Here is a 17,265-nt window from a genome sequence, read left to right as displayed (position 1 = left end):
CGGATGCCCGGCCACGCGTGGGGGCGGGGGCAGCGCCCGCCCGCTCAGATGTTCCTCGCGCCCGGTCACGCGTCCTCCTCGTTCGTCGACATGCTCTTCTCGTTCTCGCCGGCCGGTGTGCTCGCCTCGTTGCGCAGGGCGCGCAGGCCGTGCAGCATCTCCCCACCGGCGAAGTGGTCGTGCAGGCGGCGGTACTCGGCGTACAGCCGGTCATAGGTGTCCGCGCGCCCGGCGTCGGGGACGTAGACCGCCTCGCCGCGCCCGCCCATCGCGGCCGAGGCGGAGGTGATGTCGGGGTAGGCCCCGGCCGCGACCGCGGCGTGGATGGCCGACCCCAGGGCGCACCCCTGCTCGGAGCCGATCACCGAGATCGGGCGGCGCAGCACGTCGGCGTAGACCTGCATCAGGAAGTGGTTCTTGATCAGGCCTCCCGCGGCGACGAACTCGGTCACCGGCACCCCGGAGTTCTCGAAGGTCTCCACGATCGTGCGGGCGCCGAACGCGGTGGCCTCGATCAGCGCCCGGTAGGTGTCCTCGGGCTTCGTCGCGAGCGTCTGGCCGACGACCACGGCGGAGAGGTTGTGGTCGACCAGCACCGAGCGGTTGCCGTTGTGCCAGTCGAGCGCCACCAGGCCGTGCTGCCCGACCCGCTGCGCGGCGGCGCGCTCGGTGAGGAGGTCGTGCACGGTGATCCCGCGCTCCTTCGCCTCGCGCTCGTAGGAGCCCGGGACCGAGGTCTCGACGAACCAGCCGAAGATGTCGCCGACGCCCGACTGGCCCGCCTCGTACCCCCACAGGCCGGGCACGATGCCGTCACGCACCACGCCGCACATGCCGGGCACCTCGGCCAGGGCGTCGGAGGACATGACGTGGCAGGTGGAGGTGCCCATGATGGCGACCATCTGGCCGGGCCGCACGGCGTCGGCGGCGGCGGCCGTGACGTGGGCGTCGACGTTGCCGATCGAGATCGCGATGCCCTCGGGCAGCTTCGTCCACGCGGCGGCGCGGGCGTCCAGCCGTCCGGCGAGGCCGCCCAGGGGGGACGGCTCCCCGCCGAGCTTGTCGGTGAAACCGGTGAAGGCGGGGTTGAGCTCGGCGAGGAACTCCGCGGAGGGGTAGCGGCCCTCCTGGCGGATGGCCTTGTACCCGGCCGTGCACACGTTGCGCGTCTCCACGCCGGTGAGCTGCCAGACGATCCAGTCGGCGGCCTCGATCCAGCGCTCAGCGCGGCCGTAGACCTCCGGGTCCTCCTCCAGCACCTGCAGGCCCTTGGCGAACGCCCACTCCGAGGAGATCTTCCCGCCGTAGCGGGGCAGCCACGCCTCCCCCCTGCGGGCGGCGACGGCGTTGATCCGGTCGGCGTGCGGCTGCGCCGCGTGGTGCTTCCACAGCTTCGGCCACGCGTGCGGGCGGTCGGCGAGCCCGTCGACCTCGCACAGCGGGACGCCGTCGGCGGTGGCGGGCAGCACGGTGCAGGCGGTGAAGTCGGTCCCCAGGCCGATGACCTGCGACGGGGAGATCCCGGCCGCGGCCACCGCCTTGGGCACCGCCTGGCGCAGCACCTCCCGCCAGTCCTCCGGCGACTGCAGCGCCCAGTCGGGGCCCAGGCGCACGGCGGCGCCCGGCAGCCGGTCCTCGATCACGCGGTGGGCGTACTCGTGCACGGCGGCGCCCACCTCGGCGCCGTCGCTCACCCTCACCACCACGGCGCGGCCCGACAGCGTACCGAAGTCGACACCGACCACGTAACGATCGTTGTTAGCGTTCACATCATCTCCAGGACATCGGGACGTTGGGACCTCGGTACGGGGGTCCGGCACGGGCGACCGCGCCGGATCCGCGGGGTTCAGGCGCGGCGCGGCACGCCGGGACGGCGCGGACCCGAGCCGGGAAAGGCGCCGGAACCCGGCCGCGACCTCGGGCACGGCACCACCACGGTACGCGGACTCAGGCGCGGAACGGCGCGGTGCTGGCCCTGGCCACGAACCGCGGCGGGACGACGTGTCGCTCGTGGGACCATTCCGCTCCCGCCTCCATCTGCCTGAGCAGGACCTCGATGCTGTGCTTCCCGACCGCCCCGAAGTCCTGCCTGATCGTGGTGAGCGGCGGGGTGAAGAACTCGGACTCGGGGATGTCGTCGAACCCCACGAGGCTGATCTGCTCGGGCACCCGCACGCCCAGCTCGGCGAAGGCCCTCAGCGCCCCGAGCGCCATCTGGTCGTTGGCGACGAAGACCGCGGTGACGCCCGGCGTCGCCGCCAGGCGCAGCCCGGCCTCGTAGCCGGAGCGCGGGCTCCAGTCGCCGGACAGCGGCTCGGGGACCGGACGGCCCTCGGCGGTCAGCACCTCGCTCCAGCCCTCGATCCGCCCGTCGGCCTCCAGCCAGTCCGACGGGCCGGCGACGTGCCACACGGTCTCGTGGCCGAGGCCGAGCAGGTGCCGGGTGGCCAGGCGGGCGCCCTCGATCTGGTCGACGCTGACCACCGACACGTCGCCCGCGTGGCTGCCCTCGACGGCCACGACGGGGATGTCGGTGGGCACGTCGGCCAGCGCGGGGGCGGCCGAGCGCTGCGGCGCGACCACCACTATGCCGTCGACGGACTGCTCGGCCAGGTAGCCGAGCGCGTCGCGCACGCCCGCGGTGTCGATGGTCTTGAGGCTGACCATGCTGACGAAGTATCCTGCGGCCCTGGCCGCCTGCTCGATCCCGTAGACCGTGCTCGCGGGCCCGTACAGGGTCGTGTCGAAGCTGACCACCCCGAGGGTGCGCGTGTGTCTCGTGACCAGGGCGCGGGCGACCATGTTGCGCCGGTAGCCGAGCTCGTTGATCGCCTCCAGCACCCGGGCCCGGGTCTCGGCGCGGACGTTGGGATGATCGTTCAGCACGCGCGAGACCGTCTGGTGTGACACGCCGGCCCTCGTGGCGACGTCCGCCATCACAGGCGGACGTCGTTCGAGACTCGGGCTCAAGGGTTCGGCTCCTTCAGGATGGCTTGGGACAGACTGTGAGCGCTAACAATGCCTCTCGTCAAGCACCCCCGAGATTACGTTCTTATTACTCAGAGATCATCCGTTAACGCCTACTTGACGTTGCCGTCATCACGCCCTTAACTGGCGCGTACTCTCTTGTTAGCGTTCACATCTCCTGCGAGAAGGTCTCCATGGTGCGAGAACTCCTGACCGCCCGGGGGTTGACAGTCGGCCGACCCGGGCATTTGATAGCTCGTCACACAGCCGGACGGACCACCGCGCGGCCTGACGCCGCTGATGTGAGCGCGCGCAACGACGCTCTCGACGACGTCCGCGAAGACGCTCACGGACCCGTTCACCATCACGCTCACGAGCACCGGAGCGAGCCGCGCTCCGGCCCGCTCCGGTCTCGCCGTGGGCGCGGCTCGGACAGGACGCGCCCCGGCTGTGGCACGCCGGAGGCCGGGACGCGCCGCCACGGCACCCGCTACTCCCGGGACGCACCGCGTCCCACCGCTGTCCCGGCCTACCCCTGGGCCGGGACGGGCTCCCACACTGGAGGTATTCGATGAAGTTCGCGAAGCTGGCCACCGCCGCGGTGGGCCTGGCTCTCGCCATGGGAGTGACGGCCTGTGGCTCCAGCGTCAAGACCGTCGACCAGGGCGCGGCGGGGACGTCCTCCGCGGCGCCCGCCGAGACGCTCGTCGGCGTCACCATGCCCACCAAGTCCTCCGAGCGCTGGATCCACGACGGCAACAACGTCAAGAGCGCCCTGGAGAAGCTGGGCTACAAGGTCGACCTGCAGTACGCGGAGAACGACATCCCCACCCAGGTCAACCAGATCGAGAACCAGATCACCAGTGGCGCCAAGCTGCTGATCATCGCCTCGATCGACGGCACCGCCATCACCACGCAGCTCCAGGAGGCGGCCGACAAGAAGATCCCGGTCATCGCCTACGACCGGCTCATCCGCAACTCGCCGAACGTCGACTACTACGCCACCTTCGACAACTACAAGGTGGGCGTGCAGCAGGCGACCTCGCTGCTGGTCGGCCTGGGGCTGAAGAAGGAGGACGGCTCCGACGGCGACGCCAAGGGCCCGTTCAACATCGAGATCTTCGCCGGCTCCCCGGACGACAACAACGCCACCTTCTTCTACAACGGCGCGATGGACACCCTGAAGCCGTACATCGACAAGAAGACCCTGGTCGTCAAGAGCGGCGAGACCGACTTCAAGACCGTCGCGATCCTGCGCTGGGACCCCGCCACCGCGCAGAAGCGCATGGAGGACCTGATCACCAAGGCCTACTCCGGCGACACCAAGGTCCAGGGCGTTCTCTCCCCGTACGACGGCCTGTCCATCGGCATCCTGTCGGCGCTGAAGAGCAGCGGCTACGGCACCTCCGACCAGCCGTACCCGGTCGTGACCGGCCAGGACGCCGAGGCCGCCTCGGTCAAGTCGATCATCGCGGGCGAGCAGTACGCGACGATCTACAAGGACACCCGCGAGCTGGCCGCCGTCACCGTCGAGATGGCCGACGCCGTGCTCAAGGGCGGCAAGCCCGAGGTGAACAACACCAAGGACTACGACAACGGCGAGAAGGTCGTCCCGTCGAACCTGCTCGACCCCGTGATCGTCTACAAGGACAACTACAAGAAGGTCCTCGTCGACTCCGGCTACTACACCGAGGACCAGCTCAAGTAGCGGTACCGGTGTCATGACGGATGGCATCCGGCCGGCGGCGCCCCACCCGCCGCCGGCCGGGTGCTCGCGGAGCGGAAAGGCATTGCGGAGGCGGACGGCATGACCGACGACATACTTCAGATGCGTGGCATCACCAAGACATTCCCGGGCGTCAAAGCCCTGCAGGACGTCAACCTGGTGGTACGGCGCGGCGAGATACACGCGATCTGCGGGGAGAACGGCGCCGGCAAGTCGACGCTGATGAAGGTCCTGTCCGGCGTGTACCCGCACGGCTCGTACGACGGTGAGATCCTCTTCGACGGCGAACCGTGCCGCTTCTCCGACATCAGGGACAGCGAGAAGCGCGGCATCGTGATCATTCACCAGGAGCTGGCGCTCAGCCCGTACCTGTCGATCGCCGAGAACATCTTCCTGGGCAACGAGCGGACCAGCCGCGGCCTGATCGACTGGAACCGGACGAACGCCGAGGCCGCCGAACTGCTGGAGCGGGTCGGGCTGCGGGAGAACCCGGTGACGGCCTCGATGGACATCGGGGTGGGCAAGCAGCAGCTGGTGGAGATCGCCAAGGCGCTCTCCAAGAAGGTCAGGCTGCTCATCCTCGACGAGCCGACCGCGTCGCTCAACGACGAGGACTCCGCGCACCTGCTCAACCTGCTGCGCGGGCTGCGCGAGGAGGGCATCACCTCGGTGATCATCTCCCACAAGCTGAACGAGATCCGGGCCATCGCCGACTCGACCACGATCCTGCGCGACGGCCGGACGATCGAGACCCTGGACATGAGCAACGACCAGGTCAGCGAGGACCGCATCATCTCGGGCATGGTCGGCCGCGACCTCGAGAACCGCTACCCGCCGCACGAGCCGAAGATCGGCGAGGAGGCGCTGCGGATCGAGGACTGGACCGTGCACAGCCCGAGCCAGCACGGCCGCGTCGTCGTCTCCGGCGCCAACCTGACACTGCGCCGCGGCGAGATCGTCGGCCTGGCCGGCCTGATGGGCGCCGGGCGCACCGAGCTGGCGATGAGCGTGTTCGGCCGCAGCTACGGGGTCGGCATCTCCGGCCGCGTCTACAAGGACGGGCGGGAGATCCAGCTCCGCACGGTCGGCGAGGCGATCGGCCACGGGCTCGCGTACGCCACCGAGGACCGCAAGCGGTACGGGCTCAACCTGATCGAGGACATCAAGCGGAACGTCTCGGCCGCGGCGCTGGGGAAGCTGGCGAAGCGCGGCTGGGTCGACGACAACAAGGAGTACCAGGTCGCCGACGGCTTCCGCGAGAGCATGAACATCAAGGCTCCCAGCGTGCTGTCGGTCACCGGGAAGCTCAGCGGCGGCAACCAGCAGAAGGTGGTGCTGTCGAAGTGGATCTTCACCGACGCGGACGTGCTGATCCTCGACGAGCCCACCCGAGGCATCGACGTGGGCGCCAAGTACGAGATCTACTCGATCATCAACCAGCTTGCCGACCAGGGCAAGGCCATCTTGGTCATCTCCTCGGAGCTTCCCGAGCTGCTCGGCGTCTGTGACCGCATCTACGCCATGTCGGCCGGTCGCATCACCGGTGAGGTCCCCCGGGCGGAGGCCACCCCGGAGCGGCTCATGCAGTTCATGACCAAGGAAAAGGAGTAGGGAGCACGATGAGCAGCGGCCAGATCCCGGCGCGTGAAGTCGCCGGACCCGCAGGAAAGACCGGAGCACCGCCACCGGGCGGCGGCGACCTCCTGGCGGTGCCCGCGAAGGCACCGGGAGGCCGTTTCTCCTTCAACCTGCGGCAGAGCGGCATCTACATCGCCTTCGCGCTGGTCATCGTGCTGTTCTCCGTCCTGACCGACGGCAGGCTGCTCAGCCCGCAGAACATCTCCAACATCATGGTGCAGAACTCCTACATCCTGATCTTGGCGATCGGCATGATCCTGATCATCATCGCCGGGCACATCGACCTGTCGGTGGGTTCGGTGGTCGCGGTCACGGGCGCGATAGCGGCCGTACTGATGGTCGACATGGACGTGGCCTGGCCGCTGGCCCTCCTCATCACGCTGATCGTCGGCGCGTTGATCGGGGCCTGGCAGGGCTACTGGATCGCCTACTTCGGCATCCCGGCGTTCATCGTGACGCTGGCCGGAATGCTGATCTTCAGGGCGCTCACCCTGACCGTGCTCGGCAACCAGGGCATCGGCCCCTTCCCCGACGAGGTACGGACCATCGCCAACGGCTTCGTGCCCGGCTTCTTCGGCAACATCGGCCTCGGCCCGCTCGGCGGCGCCGACGTGCTGACGCTGCTCATCGGCCTGGCCGCGGTGGCCGGGATCGCCGGCACCCAGTGGCGGGCCCGCCAGGCGCGGCTGGGCTACCGGCAGAAGGTCGACGCGCTGCCGCTGTTCTTCCTGAAGATCGCCGCCGCCGCCGCGGTGGTGATGGTCATCATCGTGCAGCTGGCCAGGTTCAAGAACCTGCCCTGGGTGCTGGTGCTCCTCGCGATCCTCGTCCTGGGCTACACGCTCATGACCAACCGCGCCGTCTTCGGCCGCCACATCTACGCCATCGGCGGCAACCTGCACGCGGCGAGCCTGTCGGGCATCAAGGTCAAGTCCGTCACGTTCTGGCTCTTCGTCAACATGGGCGTGCTCGCCGCGGTCGCCGGGATCATCTTCGCCGGACGGCTGAACCAGGCGGGGCCGACGGCGGGCAACAGCTTCGAGCTGGACGCCATCGCGGCCGCGTTCATCGGCGGCGCCGCCGTCCAGGGCGGCGTGGGCAAGGTGGTCGGCGCGCTCACCGGCGGTCTCATCATGGCCGTGATCAACAACGGCATGTCCCTGATCGGCGCGCCCAGCGAGCAGGTCCTGCTCTTCAAGGGCCTGGTCCTGCTCGCCGCCGTCGCCCTCGACGTGTGGACCAAGCGCCGCGCGGGCGCGGCCCGCTGACCCGTCTCGTCCACTTCGTCCCATCCGCCCCCTGCCCGCCGGACACCCCGGCGGGCAGGGGGCGGACCCGTCGGTGGCCATGGGACCCCTTCGACGGCCGTGGGATCCCTTCGGTGGTCAGCTGGTGTGGAGGTCCTCGCCCCGGGTAAAGCGAGTGATCTCGACCGGTGAGAGAGGACGCGGATGGCGATCGACTCGGTGGGCATGTGGATCGCGGTCATCGCGCTGGTGGTGGTGCTGCTCGCCCTCGACTTCGTGGTGGCGGCGCGCCGGCCGCACGCCGTGGGCATGCGCGAGGCCACCGCCTGGACGGTCTTCTACATCGGCGTGGCCATCGCCTTCGGCCTGGTCCTGTGGTGGCTGGCCGGATCGGGACTGGCGACGGAGTACTTCGCCGGATGGATGGTGGAGAAGAGCCTCTCCGTCGACAACCTCTTCGTCTTCGTCATCATCATGGCGCGGTTCTCGGTACCCGAGGAGCACCAGCAGAAGGTGCTGCTCTTCGGCATCGCCACCGCCCTGGTGCTGCGCGCCGTCCTCATCGCGGTCGGCGCGGCGGCCATCGCCCTCTTCTCCTTCACGTTCCTGATCTTCGGCCTGCTGCTGATCTGGACGGCGGTCCAGCTCGTCCGCCACCGGAACCAGGACCCCGACGTCGAGAACAACCCGCTGATCCGGCGCGCGGGCAAGGTGCTCCCGGTCAGCGACGACATGCACGGCGGCAAGCTCGTCGCCCGCGAGGACGGCAGAAGGGTGGTCACCCCGCTGTTCGTGGTCTTCCTCGCCATCGGGAGCACCGACCTGCTGTTCGCCCTCGACTCCATTCCCGCCGTCTTCGGCGTCACCAAGCATCCGCTCATCGTCTTCGCCGCCAACGCCTTCGCGCTGCTGGGGCTGCGGGCCCTGTACTTCCTGATCGAGGGCCTGCTCGAACGCCTGGTCTACCTGTCGATCGGCCTGGCGGTCATCCTCGGCTTCATCGGCCTCAAGCTCATCCTGTCGTTCCTGCACGAGGACGTCTCGAAGTCCTTCCCCGAGGTCCCGACCCCGGTCTCCCTCGGAGTGATCTTCCTGGTGCTGCTGGTCACCGTCATCGCCAGCCTGCGGAGGGTGCGCAGCCACCCGGAGGAGCGCGCGCACGCGGGCACCCTGCACCGGATGCGCCGCAAGGACGGGAAGAAGGGCCGAGGCGGGGGCGAGGACGGCGGTCAGGGCCGGGGCGAGAGCGGCGGTCAGGGCCAGGAGGGCCGTTCCGGCGGGCGGGGATCCTCCGGCGACTGAGCGAGAGGGCGGCGGGCAGCCGCCCCGGGCACGAACACGGCGGGCAGCCGCCCCGGCACGAGCACGCCCCGGGCACGAGCACGGCGGAGCGGGCACGATCACGGCGGAGAGCCGCCCCGGACGGGCGGCTCCGCTCAGACCAGGCAGCGCAGGGCGTCAGGCCAGGCAGCGCAGGGCGGCCCTGAGCCTGCGGTCGAGGGGATGGTCGTCGGGCAGGCGGCCGACCGTCGCCTCCACGAACACCGGGGCCGGCAACAGCTCGCTCGCCCCGTACGCGTGCACCCAGACCCCGTCGGCGGTCAGCTCGACCTCGGCCTTCGAGTCCTGCTCGGCGAGCACGAACGCCCCCACCCGGGCCCGCCACCATGCCCGCTCCTCCGCCTCGTCCTCCGTGACCGGCGCGCCGACGTCGTCGGCGTGGGTGGCGTACTCGGAGGCGTAGTGGAAGGTCTGCGATCCCACCGGGTACGGCCCGGCGAAGGTCGGCAGCAGCGCCTCGCGGCCGAGGGCGCGCATCCGCTCGCGCGTGTCCCCGTTCTCACGCCGCCACTCCTGGAGCACCTCCTCGACCGGAACGCCTCGGCGTCTCTCCACGCACCACTCGTTGAAGCCGTCGAAGCCACCGCCCACCCCCTCGCGCCGGAGCATCGCGGTGAAACCGTCGATGTCGTCGTCCAGGCAGGCGTGGTTGTACAGCTCCTCCCCCGCCAGGTGCCCGAGCACGTCCCGGACCGACCAGCCGGCCGCCCGTGAGGGACGGTCCCAGCCCCGCGCGTCGAGTCCCCGGAAGAAGTGGTCGAGACGTTCCGCCTCGGCGTCGAAAAGGTCGAACGGGTCGAGACCCGCCAGTGGATCCTTCGATTCTGCGGTCATGCCTCAGCAGTACCCCGAGAACGGCGGGCATCCCCCGGCGGGCCGCCGGCCCCTCCCGCCGGACCGGCCGCGGCCATGACACGAACGGTTCGCGTTTCGGCTAGTCGTCGCCGTCACCGTCCTCCTCGTCTCCCTCGGAGTGGTGACGGCGGGGCCCCCGATCCCGGTCGTCCTGCTGGAAGACGAAGCCGGAGTCGCGCAGGAAGGCGATGAGCGGACCGTCGGAGGCGAGCCTGCCCCTCCGCCGCGCCTCGGACAGGTCCCGGCCGAGCTTGCGCAGCTCGTCGCGCGCCTTCTCGCTCTCGCCCTTCTGGAGGGCCCGGGCCACTTTGACGATCCTCTCGCGGATCTCGCGGGCCGCCCTGTGGTCGATCTTCCCTTCCCGCTCCTGGTCGGTGACCGCCCGGTGGAAGGCCGGCAGGAGTTCCGGCCATCCCCGCGCCGCAGGTGGCGACCGCACCGGCACCGGGGGCGGCGCCGCGGACGCGCTCCGCGACATGGCCGGTGTGGGTGGCGGTGCCGAGGACGCCGTCCCGGAGGACGGCGCCACCGCGGCGATCGCGGACGGTGCCGCCGTGCCGGTCTGCCGCGCCGGATCCGACGGCACCAGCGCCCAGAGAGCCGTCGCCACCAGCACGGCCACCACGCCCAGCGCGATCGAGGCGGACCGTCCGGGCGAGCGCCCCCGCGTGAGCGCGGAGAGGACGCCGGACACGGACGCCGACGCCGACGTGGGTACCGGCCCGGCCGCCGGCGGCACGGTGTCGTACACGGACGTCGGCATCGGCGGCGGTGGCGGGGGCGCGAGGTCGCGGGCGGGCGGCGCGTGGCGGGCCGTCGCGGTGAGCCGGCGGACCACCTCTCCCCCGGCCGGCCGCGCGGCGGGGTCCTTCTCCAGCAGGGCCAGGACGAGCCGCTCCAGCTCCACCGGAACATCGGGCCGGTACCGCCTGAGCGGGTCCGGCCGGTCGTGGACGTGCCGGGAGATCACCTCCGTGGCCGGTCCGGCGAACGGGGGCCGCCCGCACAGCAGCTCGTAGCAGACGCAGCCGAGCGCGTACAGGTCGGAGGCCGCGTCTCCCGGCTCGCCGAGGATCTGCTCGGGAGACAGGTAGGCGGCCGTGCCGATGACGCTTCCCGCCGAGGTCAGCCGCGTCGCGGCCTCGGTCGCGACCCTGGCCGTACCGAAGTCGAGGACCTTGAGCACGCCGCCCGCGCCCAGGTGCAGGTTGGCGGGCTTGACGTCGCGGTGCACGATCCCGGCCCGGTGCGCGGCGTCCAGCCCGAACGCCGCCTGCCCGACCAGGTGGCACGTCTCGGACACGCCCAGCGGCCCCCGCCCGGCCAGCTCGGCGGCGAGGTCCCGGCCGGTCAGCAACTCCATCACCAGGTACGGCCGGCCCTCGTGCTCGCCCATGTCGAGCACCGTCACCACGTTGGGATGGACGACGCGCGCGACGGTCCTGGCCTCCCGGGCGAACCTCTCACGCGTCGCGGCGTCGGCCACCGCCGGTGACAGGATCTTGACCGCCACCGCCCAGCCCGGCCGCAGGTCGTAACCGCGCCAGACCTCGCCGGTACCGCCGCGGCCGATCAGCTCGTCCAGCCGGTACCGGCCGGCGAGCACGGTCGCCGCCCCCTCCCGATCCCCCACGATCCCCCACGATCCCGAGCCCGACAATTGGCACCCAACTATAGGAGGGGACTCTCCGCCCCGCGGAAACGCGATCGGCGACGGGCCGGCGAACGAGAAGCGCCACGGCCCCGCTGCCCGGAGAGCGCCTCGCCGGTGAACGACCACCGTTATCCTGCGGCGGTGCCTGGTTCCGCGGAGCGCCCGTTGCTGTTCCTGGATGTCGACGGCCCCCTCATTCCGTTCGGACATCCCGGTGGATATCCGGGAGACCGGGCGGTGTCCCCGTCACCTGCGGGATCGAACCCGCTGCTGACCAGGATCGATCCCCGTCACGGGCCGCGGTTGTCGGCGTTGCCGTGCGACCTGGTGTGGGCGACGACCTGGATGTCCGACGCGAACGACGTGATCGGCCCGCTGCTCGGCCTGCCCGAGCTGCCCGTGGTCGGCTGGCCGGACCCCGAGGAGGACGACGAGGGCCCGCTGCACTGGAAAACCCGTGGCCTGGTCGGCTGGGCCGCCGGACGTTCGTTCGTCTGGGTCGACGACGAGATCGCTCACGCCGATCGCGTCTGGGTTTCCGCGCACCATCGCGGACGGGCTCTCCTCCATCGCGTCGACCCCCGCCGTGGCCTCACACAGGCCGACTTCCGTGTCATCGACGACTGGCTGGCGCGCCCGTAGACGGCTGGCCGGACGGACTCGCGGTCCGAGGAACGCGGCACCGGCGTGACCCGCCTGCCCCCGAGCCCGAGCCCGGTCCCTTCGCCCCGGCCTCCGATGACCTGGAGGACACCGGGAACGACCTGGAGAGCGCCGGGAAACCCGGAAGTCCCGGAGGCGGCGTGCGCCTCCGGGACCCCGGCCGTGTCGCTCAGCCGGCGTTCGCCCGGTCCCCCGCCGCGTTCACCGGACGGTAGCCGAGGGCGACGAGGCCGGTGCCGAACGTCGTGTTGTCCACGAGCTCCAGGGTCGCCTTGACGTTCTCCCCGCGGAACAGCCGCTGCCCCTCGCCGAGGATGACCGGGGAGACCATGAGCCGGTACTCGTCGAGCAGGCCGTTCTCCATGAGCTCGTCGGTGAGCCGGCCACAGCCCCAGATCATGATGTTCCCGCCTGGCCGCTTCTTCAGCTCGGTCACCGTGGTGACGAGGTCGTCACCGTGGATGATGGTCGAGTTCTCCCACTCGGCCTTCTCCAGGGTCGAGGAGACCACGTACTTCTCGATGCGGTTCACGTGGTCGGCGTAGGGGTTGCTCATGCCGGGCCACGCCTGGGCCATGCCCACGTAGGTGACCCGCCCCAGCAGCAGGGCGTCGCAGCCGAGCGTGAGGTCCATGGCGTACGCTCCCGACTCCTCGTTCGAGTACGGCATGGACCACAGGTGGGGGTTGTCGATGAAGCCGTCGAGCGTGGTGTGGGTCATGGCGATGATCTTGCGCATGGTTTCCTCCGTGTCGTTCAGGTTGGGTAAGGGAAGGCACTCAGGTGACGTACGGGCTCCTGGCACGGGCGTCGCGCAGGGCGCGGGCCCACCAGGCCAGCCGGTCGAGCGTGGTCCGCGCCGCGGTGTTGCACTCCGCGGTGGCCTTGGGCCAGCTCCCGTCGGGGGCGAAGAGCTCCCAGTAGCGGGGAAGGGTGACGCCGTCGCGGATGGCCACGGCGTGCAGTTCGGTGAAGATCTGGCGGAGCTGGTCGACCGCGTGCAAACCGCCGGAGTCCCTGCCGTAGGCGACGAAGGCGACGGGCTTGGCCTGCCACTCCTCGTAGTACCAGTCGATGGCGGTCTTCAGCGGAGCCGGGAAGCTCCGGTTGTACTCGGGGGTGACCACGACGAAGGCGTCGGCGGCCGCCAGTCTCGGTGCCAGGGCGGCCACCTCGGCGGGGGCGGGCTCGTCCTGGTCGCCGAGGGTCTGCGGCAGGCCGGTCTCGGCCAGGTCGATCAGGTCGACGTCCAGGTCGCCGCGCCTGCGGGCCCGGGCGGTGAACCAGCCCGCCACGGTGGGCCCGAACCGGCCGTCGCGGGTGCTCCCGATGATGACCGCCAGCCGCAGCCGGTCGTCCTGCGACATCTCCGTACCTCCCTCGCGTCCGTCCCCGGTCCGACGTGTTCCACGATGCCGCACCCCTCTTACGGAAAAGCTCCCGTCGTTTTACGGCCGGGCCGGGCAGCGCGAGAATCCGCGGTAAGACGACGAGCTCGCGGCGTTATCGTGGCCTTCATGCGTTTCGGGGTGCTTGGGCCACTGGCCGTGTGGACGACCTCCGGCGAGCCGGTGGCGATCCCCGGGTTGAAGGTCCGCACTCTGCTGGCCGACCTCCTGGTTCACGAGGGGCGCCCGGTGCCCGCCGACCGGCTGATCGACGACCTTTGGGGCGACGACCCGCCGGGCAACCCGGCCGCCGCCCTGTCGGCCAAGGTCTCGCAGCTTCGCAGGGTGCTGGAGGACGCCGAACCCGGCTGCAGGGACCTGGTGGTCCGCCATCCCGCGGGCTACGTGATGCGGGCCGACACCGACGTCGCCGGTTTCCTGCGCCTGCTCGACGAGGCGGCCCTGGCCGGGGACCCGTCGGCCAGGGCGACGCTGCTGGCCGACGCGCTGGCGTCGTGGCGCGGTCCCGCGTTCGCCGACTTCGGTGACGAGCCGTTCGCGCGGCCCGCGATCGCGCGGCTGGAGGAGCGGCGGCTGACCGCGCAGGAGGACCGCGCGGAGGTACGGCTGGAGCTGGGCGATCATGTCCGGCTCGCGGGGGAACTCGGCGGCCTGCTCGCGGCGCATCCCCTCAGGGAGCGGCTGCGCGCCGCCCACATGCGCGCCCTGTACCGGTCGGGGCGGCAGAGCGAGGCGCTGGACAGCTACGAGGAACTGCGCGTGCTGCTCGCCGACGAGCTGGGCCTGGACCCGGGCGCCGACCTGGTCGCCCTGCACCGGGCCGTCCTCGCCCAGGATCCGGCGCTGGCCGCGCCCGGCGTTCTCCCGAACAGGCCCGACAGGCCCGACAGGCCCGACAGGCCCGGCGGCAACCTCCCGGTGCCCCTCACCGGCCTGATCGGCAGGGAGGAGGCCGTCACCGGGATCCGCGCCCTGGTGGAGGCCGAGCGGCTGGTGACGCTCACCGGTCCCGGCGGCGTGGGCAAGACCCGCCTGGCGATCGAGATCGCCAGGCACCTGACCGGCCCGGAGGCGGCCCCCTCGGACGCCGCGCCCTTCCCTTCCGCCGGCGCCTCCTCCTCCTCCGGCGGTGTCGCCTCAAGCAGTGGCTTCTCGGGCGGTGTCCCCTCAGGCGGTGTCCCCTCGAGCAACGTCCCCTCGGGCGGCGTACGTGACGGGGTCTGGCTGGTCGAGCTGGCCGCGCTCGACCGCCCCGGCGACGAGGACGCGGTCCACCGGCTGGCTGAGACGATCATGACGGTGCTGGACGTCCAGGACACCGTGGGCGCCGCGGGACCGGTGACCGCCGCCGACCGCCTCACCGAGGCGCTGCGCCCCCGGCGGCTGCTGCTGGTGCTGGACAACTGCGAGCACGTCGTCGAGCCGGTCGCCGAGCTGGCCGGGCGGCTGCTGCGCGCCGCCCCGGGGCTGCGGATCCTGGCGACCAGCCAGGAGCCGCTCGCCCTGCCCGGCGAGGTGGTCTGGAGCGTCCCGCCGCTGGAGGTCCCCGGCCGGGCCGCCGACGACATCCCCGCGCTGGAGCGGACGGGTTCCGTACGGCTGTTCGTGGCACGCGCGTCCGCAGCGTCCCGGGGATTCACCCTCGACGCGGACACCGCCCCGGCGGTCGCGGCGCTGTGCCGCAGGCTGGACGGCATCCCGCTGGCGCTGGAACTGGCCGCGACGAGGGTGCCCGCCCTCGGGGTGCACGGCCTCGTCGCCCGCCTGGACGACCGGTTCCGGCTGCTGGCCACCGGGCACCGGGGCGTCCCGCCGCGCCAGCAGACCCTGACCGCGATGATCGACTGGAGCTGGGAGCTGCTGACCGGCGCCGAGCGCGCCGTCCTGCGCCGCCTCGCCGTGCACGCCGACGGCTGCACCATGGAGGCCGCCGAGGCTGTCTGCGCGCAGGACGACGTTCCGGCCGCGGACGTGCTCGACCTGGTGGCACGGCTGGTGAACCGGTCGCTGGTGGTCATGGTGGACGGTGCCGACGGGCCGAGATACCGGTTGCTGGAATCGGTGGCGGCGTACTGCGTCGAGCGTCTCCAGCGGTCCGGGGAGTACGAACGGGTGCGGCGGCGGCACCTGCGCCACTACACCGGCCTCGCCGAGCGAGCCGCGCCGCGCCTCTACGAGGCGGACCAGCGGCGGTGGCTGCGGTGTCTCGACGCCGACGCCGCCAACCTCCGCGCCGCGCTGAACGCGGCCGTCAGGGACGGCGACGCGGACGGCGCGCTGCGCCTCGCCGGCGCGATGGCCTGGTACTGGTTCCTGCGCGGCCGGCTGGCCGAGGCCCGCCGCTCCCTGGCGGCGGCACTGGCCGTCCCCTCCCCCACCGCGGAACCGCCCACCGCGGAACCGGCCGTCCCCTCCCCCGCCGCGGAACCGGCCGTCCCCGGCGGCTCCGGAGGCGTATCGTTCGCCGCGCTCCGGGCCAGGGCCCTCACCTGGAAGGCCGCGGTCGAGTTCCTCCAGGGCGAGGTGGACGTCGCCGGCCGGGAGGAGCTCCGCCGGGCGGCCCTGGAGGCGTACGAGGACGCGGACGACCCCGGCGGGCGTGCCAGGGCGTGGTGGATCCTCGCCTACGCGGGGCTCGACCTCGGCGACCTGTCCGCCGCCTCGGACCTGCTGGACCGGGCGCTCCCCTCCTTCGAGGCGCTCGGCGACCGGTGGGGGACGGCCGCGGCCCTCGCCCTGCGGGCCAAGCTCGCGCACGTACGCGGCGACGTGGAAGGGCTCGAGCGCGACGGCGAGCGCAGCGCGCGGATCTTCGGCGAGCTCGGGGAGCGCTGGGGGCAGCTGGAGGCCGGTGGCTGGCTCGGCGCGCTGGCCGAGATGACCGGTGACCTCGACCGGGCCGAACGGCTGCAGCGCGACGGCATGCGCCTGGCCGAGGAACTCGGGATGTGGACGGAGTTCGCCGGGCGGCTGGGCTGGCTGGGCTGGATCGCGCTGCAGCGCGGCGACTACGCGCGGGCGGCGGAGTCGAGCGAGAGGTCGCTGCGGCTCTCCGTGGAGCAGGGCCACCAGGCGGGGCAGGTCTTCGCCCGGATGGGACTGGCCTTCGCCGCGCGCAGGGCCGGCCACCTCGACGTCGCGGAGACTCATCTGCGCGACGTGCTGGACCGCACGCCGCCCGGCGGCGAGGAGCCGCCACCGTACCTCCCGATGATCGTGGCCGAGCTCGGCTTCGTCGCCGAGCAGCGTGGTGACGCGGCGACGGCCGTCACCCTGCACCTCTCGGCCCTGGACCTCGCGGCCAGGCTCGGCGGGGCCCGGGAGATGACGGTCGCCGTGTACGGCCTGGCCGGGGCCATGGCCGTCGCCGGACACCACGACCGCGCCGCCCGGCTCCTGGGCGCGGGCGCCGCGGCCCGCGCGTCGGACTCCGTGCCCCCGAGCCCGTTGGAGGGCGGCGACGTCGACCGGATCACCGCGCGGATCCGTGACGCGCTGGGCGAGGAGCGCTTCGCCGCCGAACACGGGCTCGGCACCGCCCTCACACCCGATCAGATCAGGTCCATGGCTGCCATACCGGACACCGCCGTGTCCGTCCCGGACTGACCACGCGTCCCCGCCGGGCCGGGAGGAGGGGGCGCCGAGCCGGCGGTCACCGGCCCCGGGCGGGCGGCCCCCGGAGCACGCCGTCCTCTTCGGTCCGGTGGTCGTCCAGCGCAGGTAAATCAACTTCCTGATGGATTATCAGAACCGGCGATCCTGGCA

The 17,265-nt window shown here is 71.8% G+C and carries 12 protein-coding genes; 6 read left to right on the top strand and 6 right to left on the bottom strand.

Annotation, left to right across the window (positions count from 1 at the left end):
• Positions 1-65: 65 nt before the first annotated feature.
• Both araB and AB0G15_RS06530 read right to left on the bottom strand, forming a co-directional pair.
• Positions 66-1,769: a ribulokinase gene (gene araB / locus AB0G15_RS06535; protein WP_362836027.1), complete on the bottom strand. Its 1,704-nt coding sequence runs from the start codon at positions 1,767-1,769 to the stop codon at positions 66-68.
• Between the two features lie 178 nt (positions 1,770-1,947).
• Entirely contained in the window at positions 1,948-2,937 is a 990-nt protein-coding gene (locus tag AB0G15_RS06530) for a LacI family DNA-binding transcriptional regulator (RefSeq protein WP_362836342.1), read from the bottom strand.
• A 601-nt stretch (positions 2,938-3,538) separates the two neighbouring features.
• On the opposite strand from AB0G15_RS06530, the gene chvE reads away from it, so the two are divergent.
• From chvE to AB0G15_RS06510, 4 genes are all read left to right on the top strand, one after another.
• On the top strand, positions 3,539-4,675 hold the full coding sequence (gene chvE / locus AB0G15_RS06525) for a multiple monosaccharide ABC transporter substrate-binding protein (RefSeq protein ID WP_362836025.1): 1,137 nt from the start codon (positions 3,539-3,541) through the stop codon (positions 4,673-4,675).
• A 99-nt stretch (positions 4,676-4,774) separates the two neighbouring features.
• A complete protein-coding gene (mmsA, locus tag AB0G15_RS06520; protein ID WP_362836023.1) occupies positions 4,775-6,304 on the top strand; it encodes a multiple monosaccharide ABC transporter ATP-binding protein in 1,530 nt (509 codons plus the stop codon).
• Positions 6,305-6,312: 8 nt separating this feature from the next.
• Positions 6,313-7,599, top strand: a complete 1,287-nt coding sequence (gene mmsB, locus AB0G15_RS06515; protein WP_362836021.1) for a multiple monosaccharide ABC transporter permease — start codon at positions 6,313-6,315, stop codon at positions 7,597-7,599.
• Positions 7,600-7,782: 183 nt separating this feature from the next.
• Positions 7,783-8,880 (top strand): TerC family protein, encoded by a 1,098-nt coding sequence (locus AB0G15_RS06510; RefSeq protein WP_362836019.1) that lies wholly within the window; start codon positions 7,783-7,785, stop codon positions 8,878-8,880.
• A gap of 156 nt (positions 8,881-9,036) precedes the next feature.
• Here the strand turns inward: AB0G15_RS06510 and AB0G15_RS06505 are convergent, their stop codons facing one another.
• Both AB0G15_RS06505 and AB0G15_RS06500 read right to left on the bottom strand, forming a co-directional pair.
• Positions 9,037-9,753: a maleylpyruvate isomerase family mycothiol-dependent enzyme gene (locus AB0G15_RS06505; protein ID WP_362836017.1), complete on the bottom strand. Its 717-nt coding sequence runs from the start codon at positions 9,751-9,753 to the stop codon at positions 9,037-9,039.
• Positions 9,754-9,853: 100 nt separating this feature from the next.
• A complete protein-coding gene (locus AB0G15_RS06500) occupies positions 9,854-11,407 on the bottom strand; it encodes a protein kinase (RefSeq protein ID WP_362836015.1) in 1,554 nt (517 codons plus the stop codon).
• Positions 11,408-11,569: 162 nt separating this feature from the next.
• Between AB0G15_RS06500 and AB0G15_RS06495 the strand changes: the two genes are divergently transcribed.
• The gene (locus AB0G15_RS06495) at positions 11,570-12,070 is read left to right on the top strand and encodes an HAD domain-containing protein (RefSeq protein ID WP_362836013.1); all 501 of its coding nucleotides are present in this window, start codon (positions 11,570-11,572) and stop codon (positions 12,068-12,070) included.
• Between the two features lie 190 nt (positions 12,071-12,260).
• Here the strand turns inward: AB0G15_RS06495 and AB0G15_RS06490 are convergent, their stop codons facing one another.
• Both AB0G15_RS06490 and AB0G15_RS06485 read right to left on the bottom strand, forming a co-directional pair.
• The gene (locus tag AB0G15_RS06490; protein ID WP_362836011.1) at positions 12,261-12,830 is read right to left on the bottom strand and encodes a dihydrofolate reductase family protein; all 570 of its coding nucleotides are present in this window, start codon (positions 12,828-12,830) and stop codon (positions 12,261-12,263) included.
• Between the two features lie 40 nt (positions 12,831-12,870).
• Positions 12,871-13,458: an NAD(P)H-dependent oxidoreductase gene (locus AB0G15_RS06485; protein WP_362836009.1), complete on the bottom strand. Its 588-nt coding sequence runs from the start codon at positions 13,456-13,458 to the stop codon at positions 12,871-12,873.
• 150 nt (positions 13,459-13,608) lie between these two features.
• On the opposite strand from AB0G15_RS06485, the gene AB0G15_RS06480 reads away from it, so the two are divergent.
• Positions 13,609-17,106 (top strand): BTAD domain-containing putative transcriptional regulator, encoded by a 3,498-nt coding sequence (locus AB0G15_RS06480; RefSeq protein WP_362836007.1) that lies wholly within the window; start codon positions 13,609-13,611, stop codon positions 17,104-17,106.
• Positions 17,107-17,265 lie beyond the last annotated feature (159 nt).

The sequence above is a fragment of the Streptosporangium sp. NPDC023825 genome (genome assembly GCF_040639575.1).
Lineage (GTDB): Bacteria > Actinomycetota > Actinomycetes > Streptosporangiales > Streptosporangiaceae > Streptosporangium.
The sequence above is the reverse complement of the archived record's forward strand: the minus strand, read 5'-3'. Positions and strand labels throughout refer to the sequence as shown.

What these genes read in the sequence shown, in the direction of transcription:
- AB0G15_RS06510 (WP_362836019.1), top strand. Translation starts at nt 7,783, where the DNA reads ATGGCGATCGACTCGGTGGGCATGTGGATCGCGGTCATCGCGCTGGTG.
- AB0G15_RS06490 (WP_362836011.1), bottom strand. Translation starts at nt 12,830, where the DNA reads ATGCGCAAGATCATCGCCATGACCCACACCACGCTCGACGGCTTCATC.
- mmsB (WP_362836021.1), top strand. Translation starts at nt 6,313, where the DNA reads ATGAGCAGCGGCCAGATCCCGGCGCGTGAAGTCGCCGGACCCGCAGGA.
- AB0G15_RS06530 (WP_362836342.1), bottom strand. Translation starts at nt 2,937, where the DNA reads ATGGCGGACGTCGCCACGAGGGCCGGCGTGTCACACCAGACGGTCTCG.
- chvE (WP_362836025.1), top strand. Translation starts at nt 3,539, where the DNA reads ATGAAGTTCGCGAAGCTGGCCACCGCCGCGGTGGGCCTGGCTCTCGCC.
- AB0G15_RS06485 (WP_362836009.1), bottom strand. Translation starts at nt 13,458, where the DNA reads ATGTCGCAGGACGACCGGCTGCGGCTGGCGGTCATCATCGGGAGCACC.
- AB0G15_RS06480 (WP_362836007.1), top strand. Translation starts at nt 13,609, where the DNA reads ATGCGTTTCGGGGTGCTTGGGCCACTGGCCGTGTGGACGACCTCCGGC.
- AB0G15_RS06505 (WP_362836017.1), bottom strand. Translation starts at nt 9,753, where the DNA reads ATGACCGCAGAATCGAAGGATCCACTGGCGGGTCTCGACCCGTTCGAC.
- mmsA (WP_362836023.1), top strand. Translation starts at nt 4,775, where the DNA reads ATGACCGACGACATACTTCAGATGCGTGGCATCACCAAGACATTCCCG.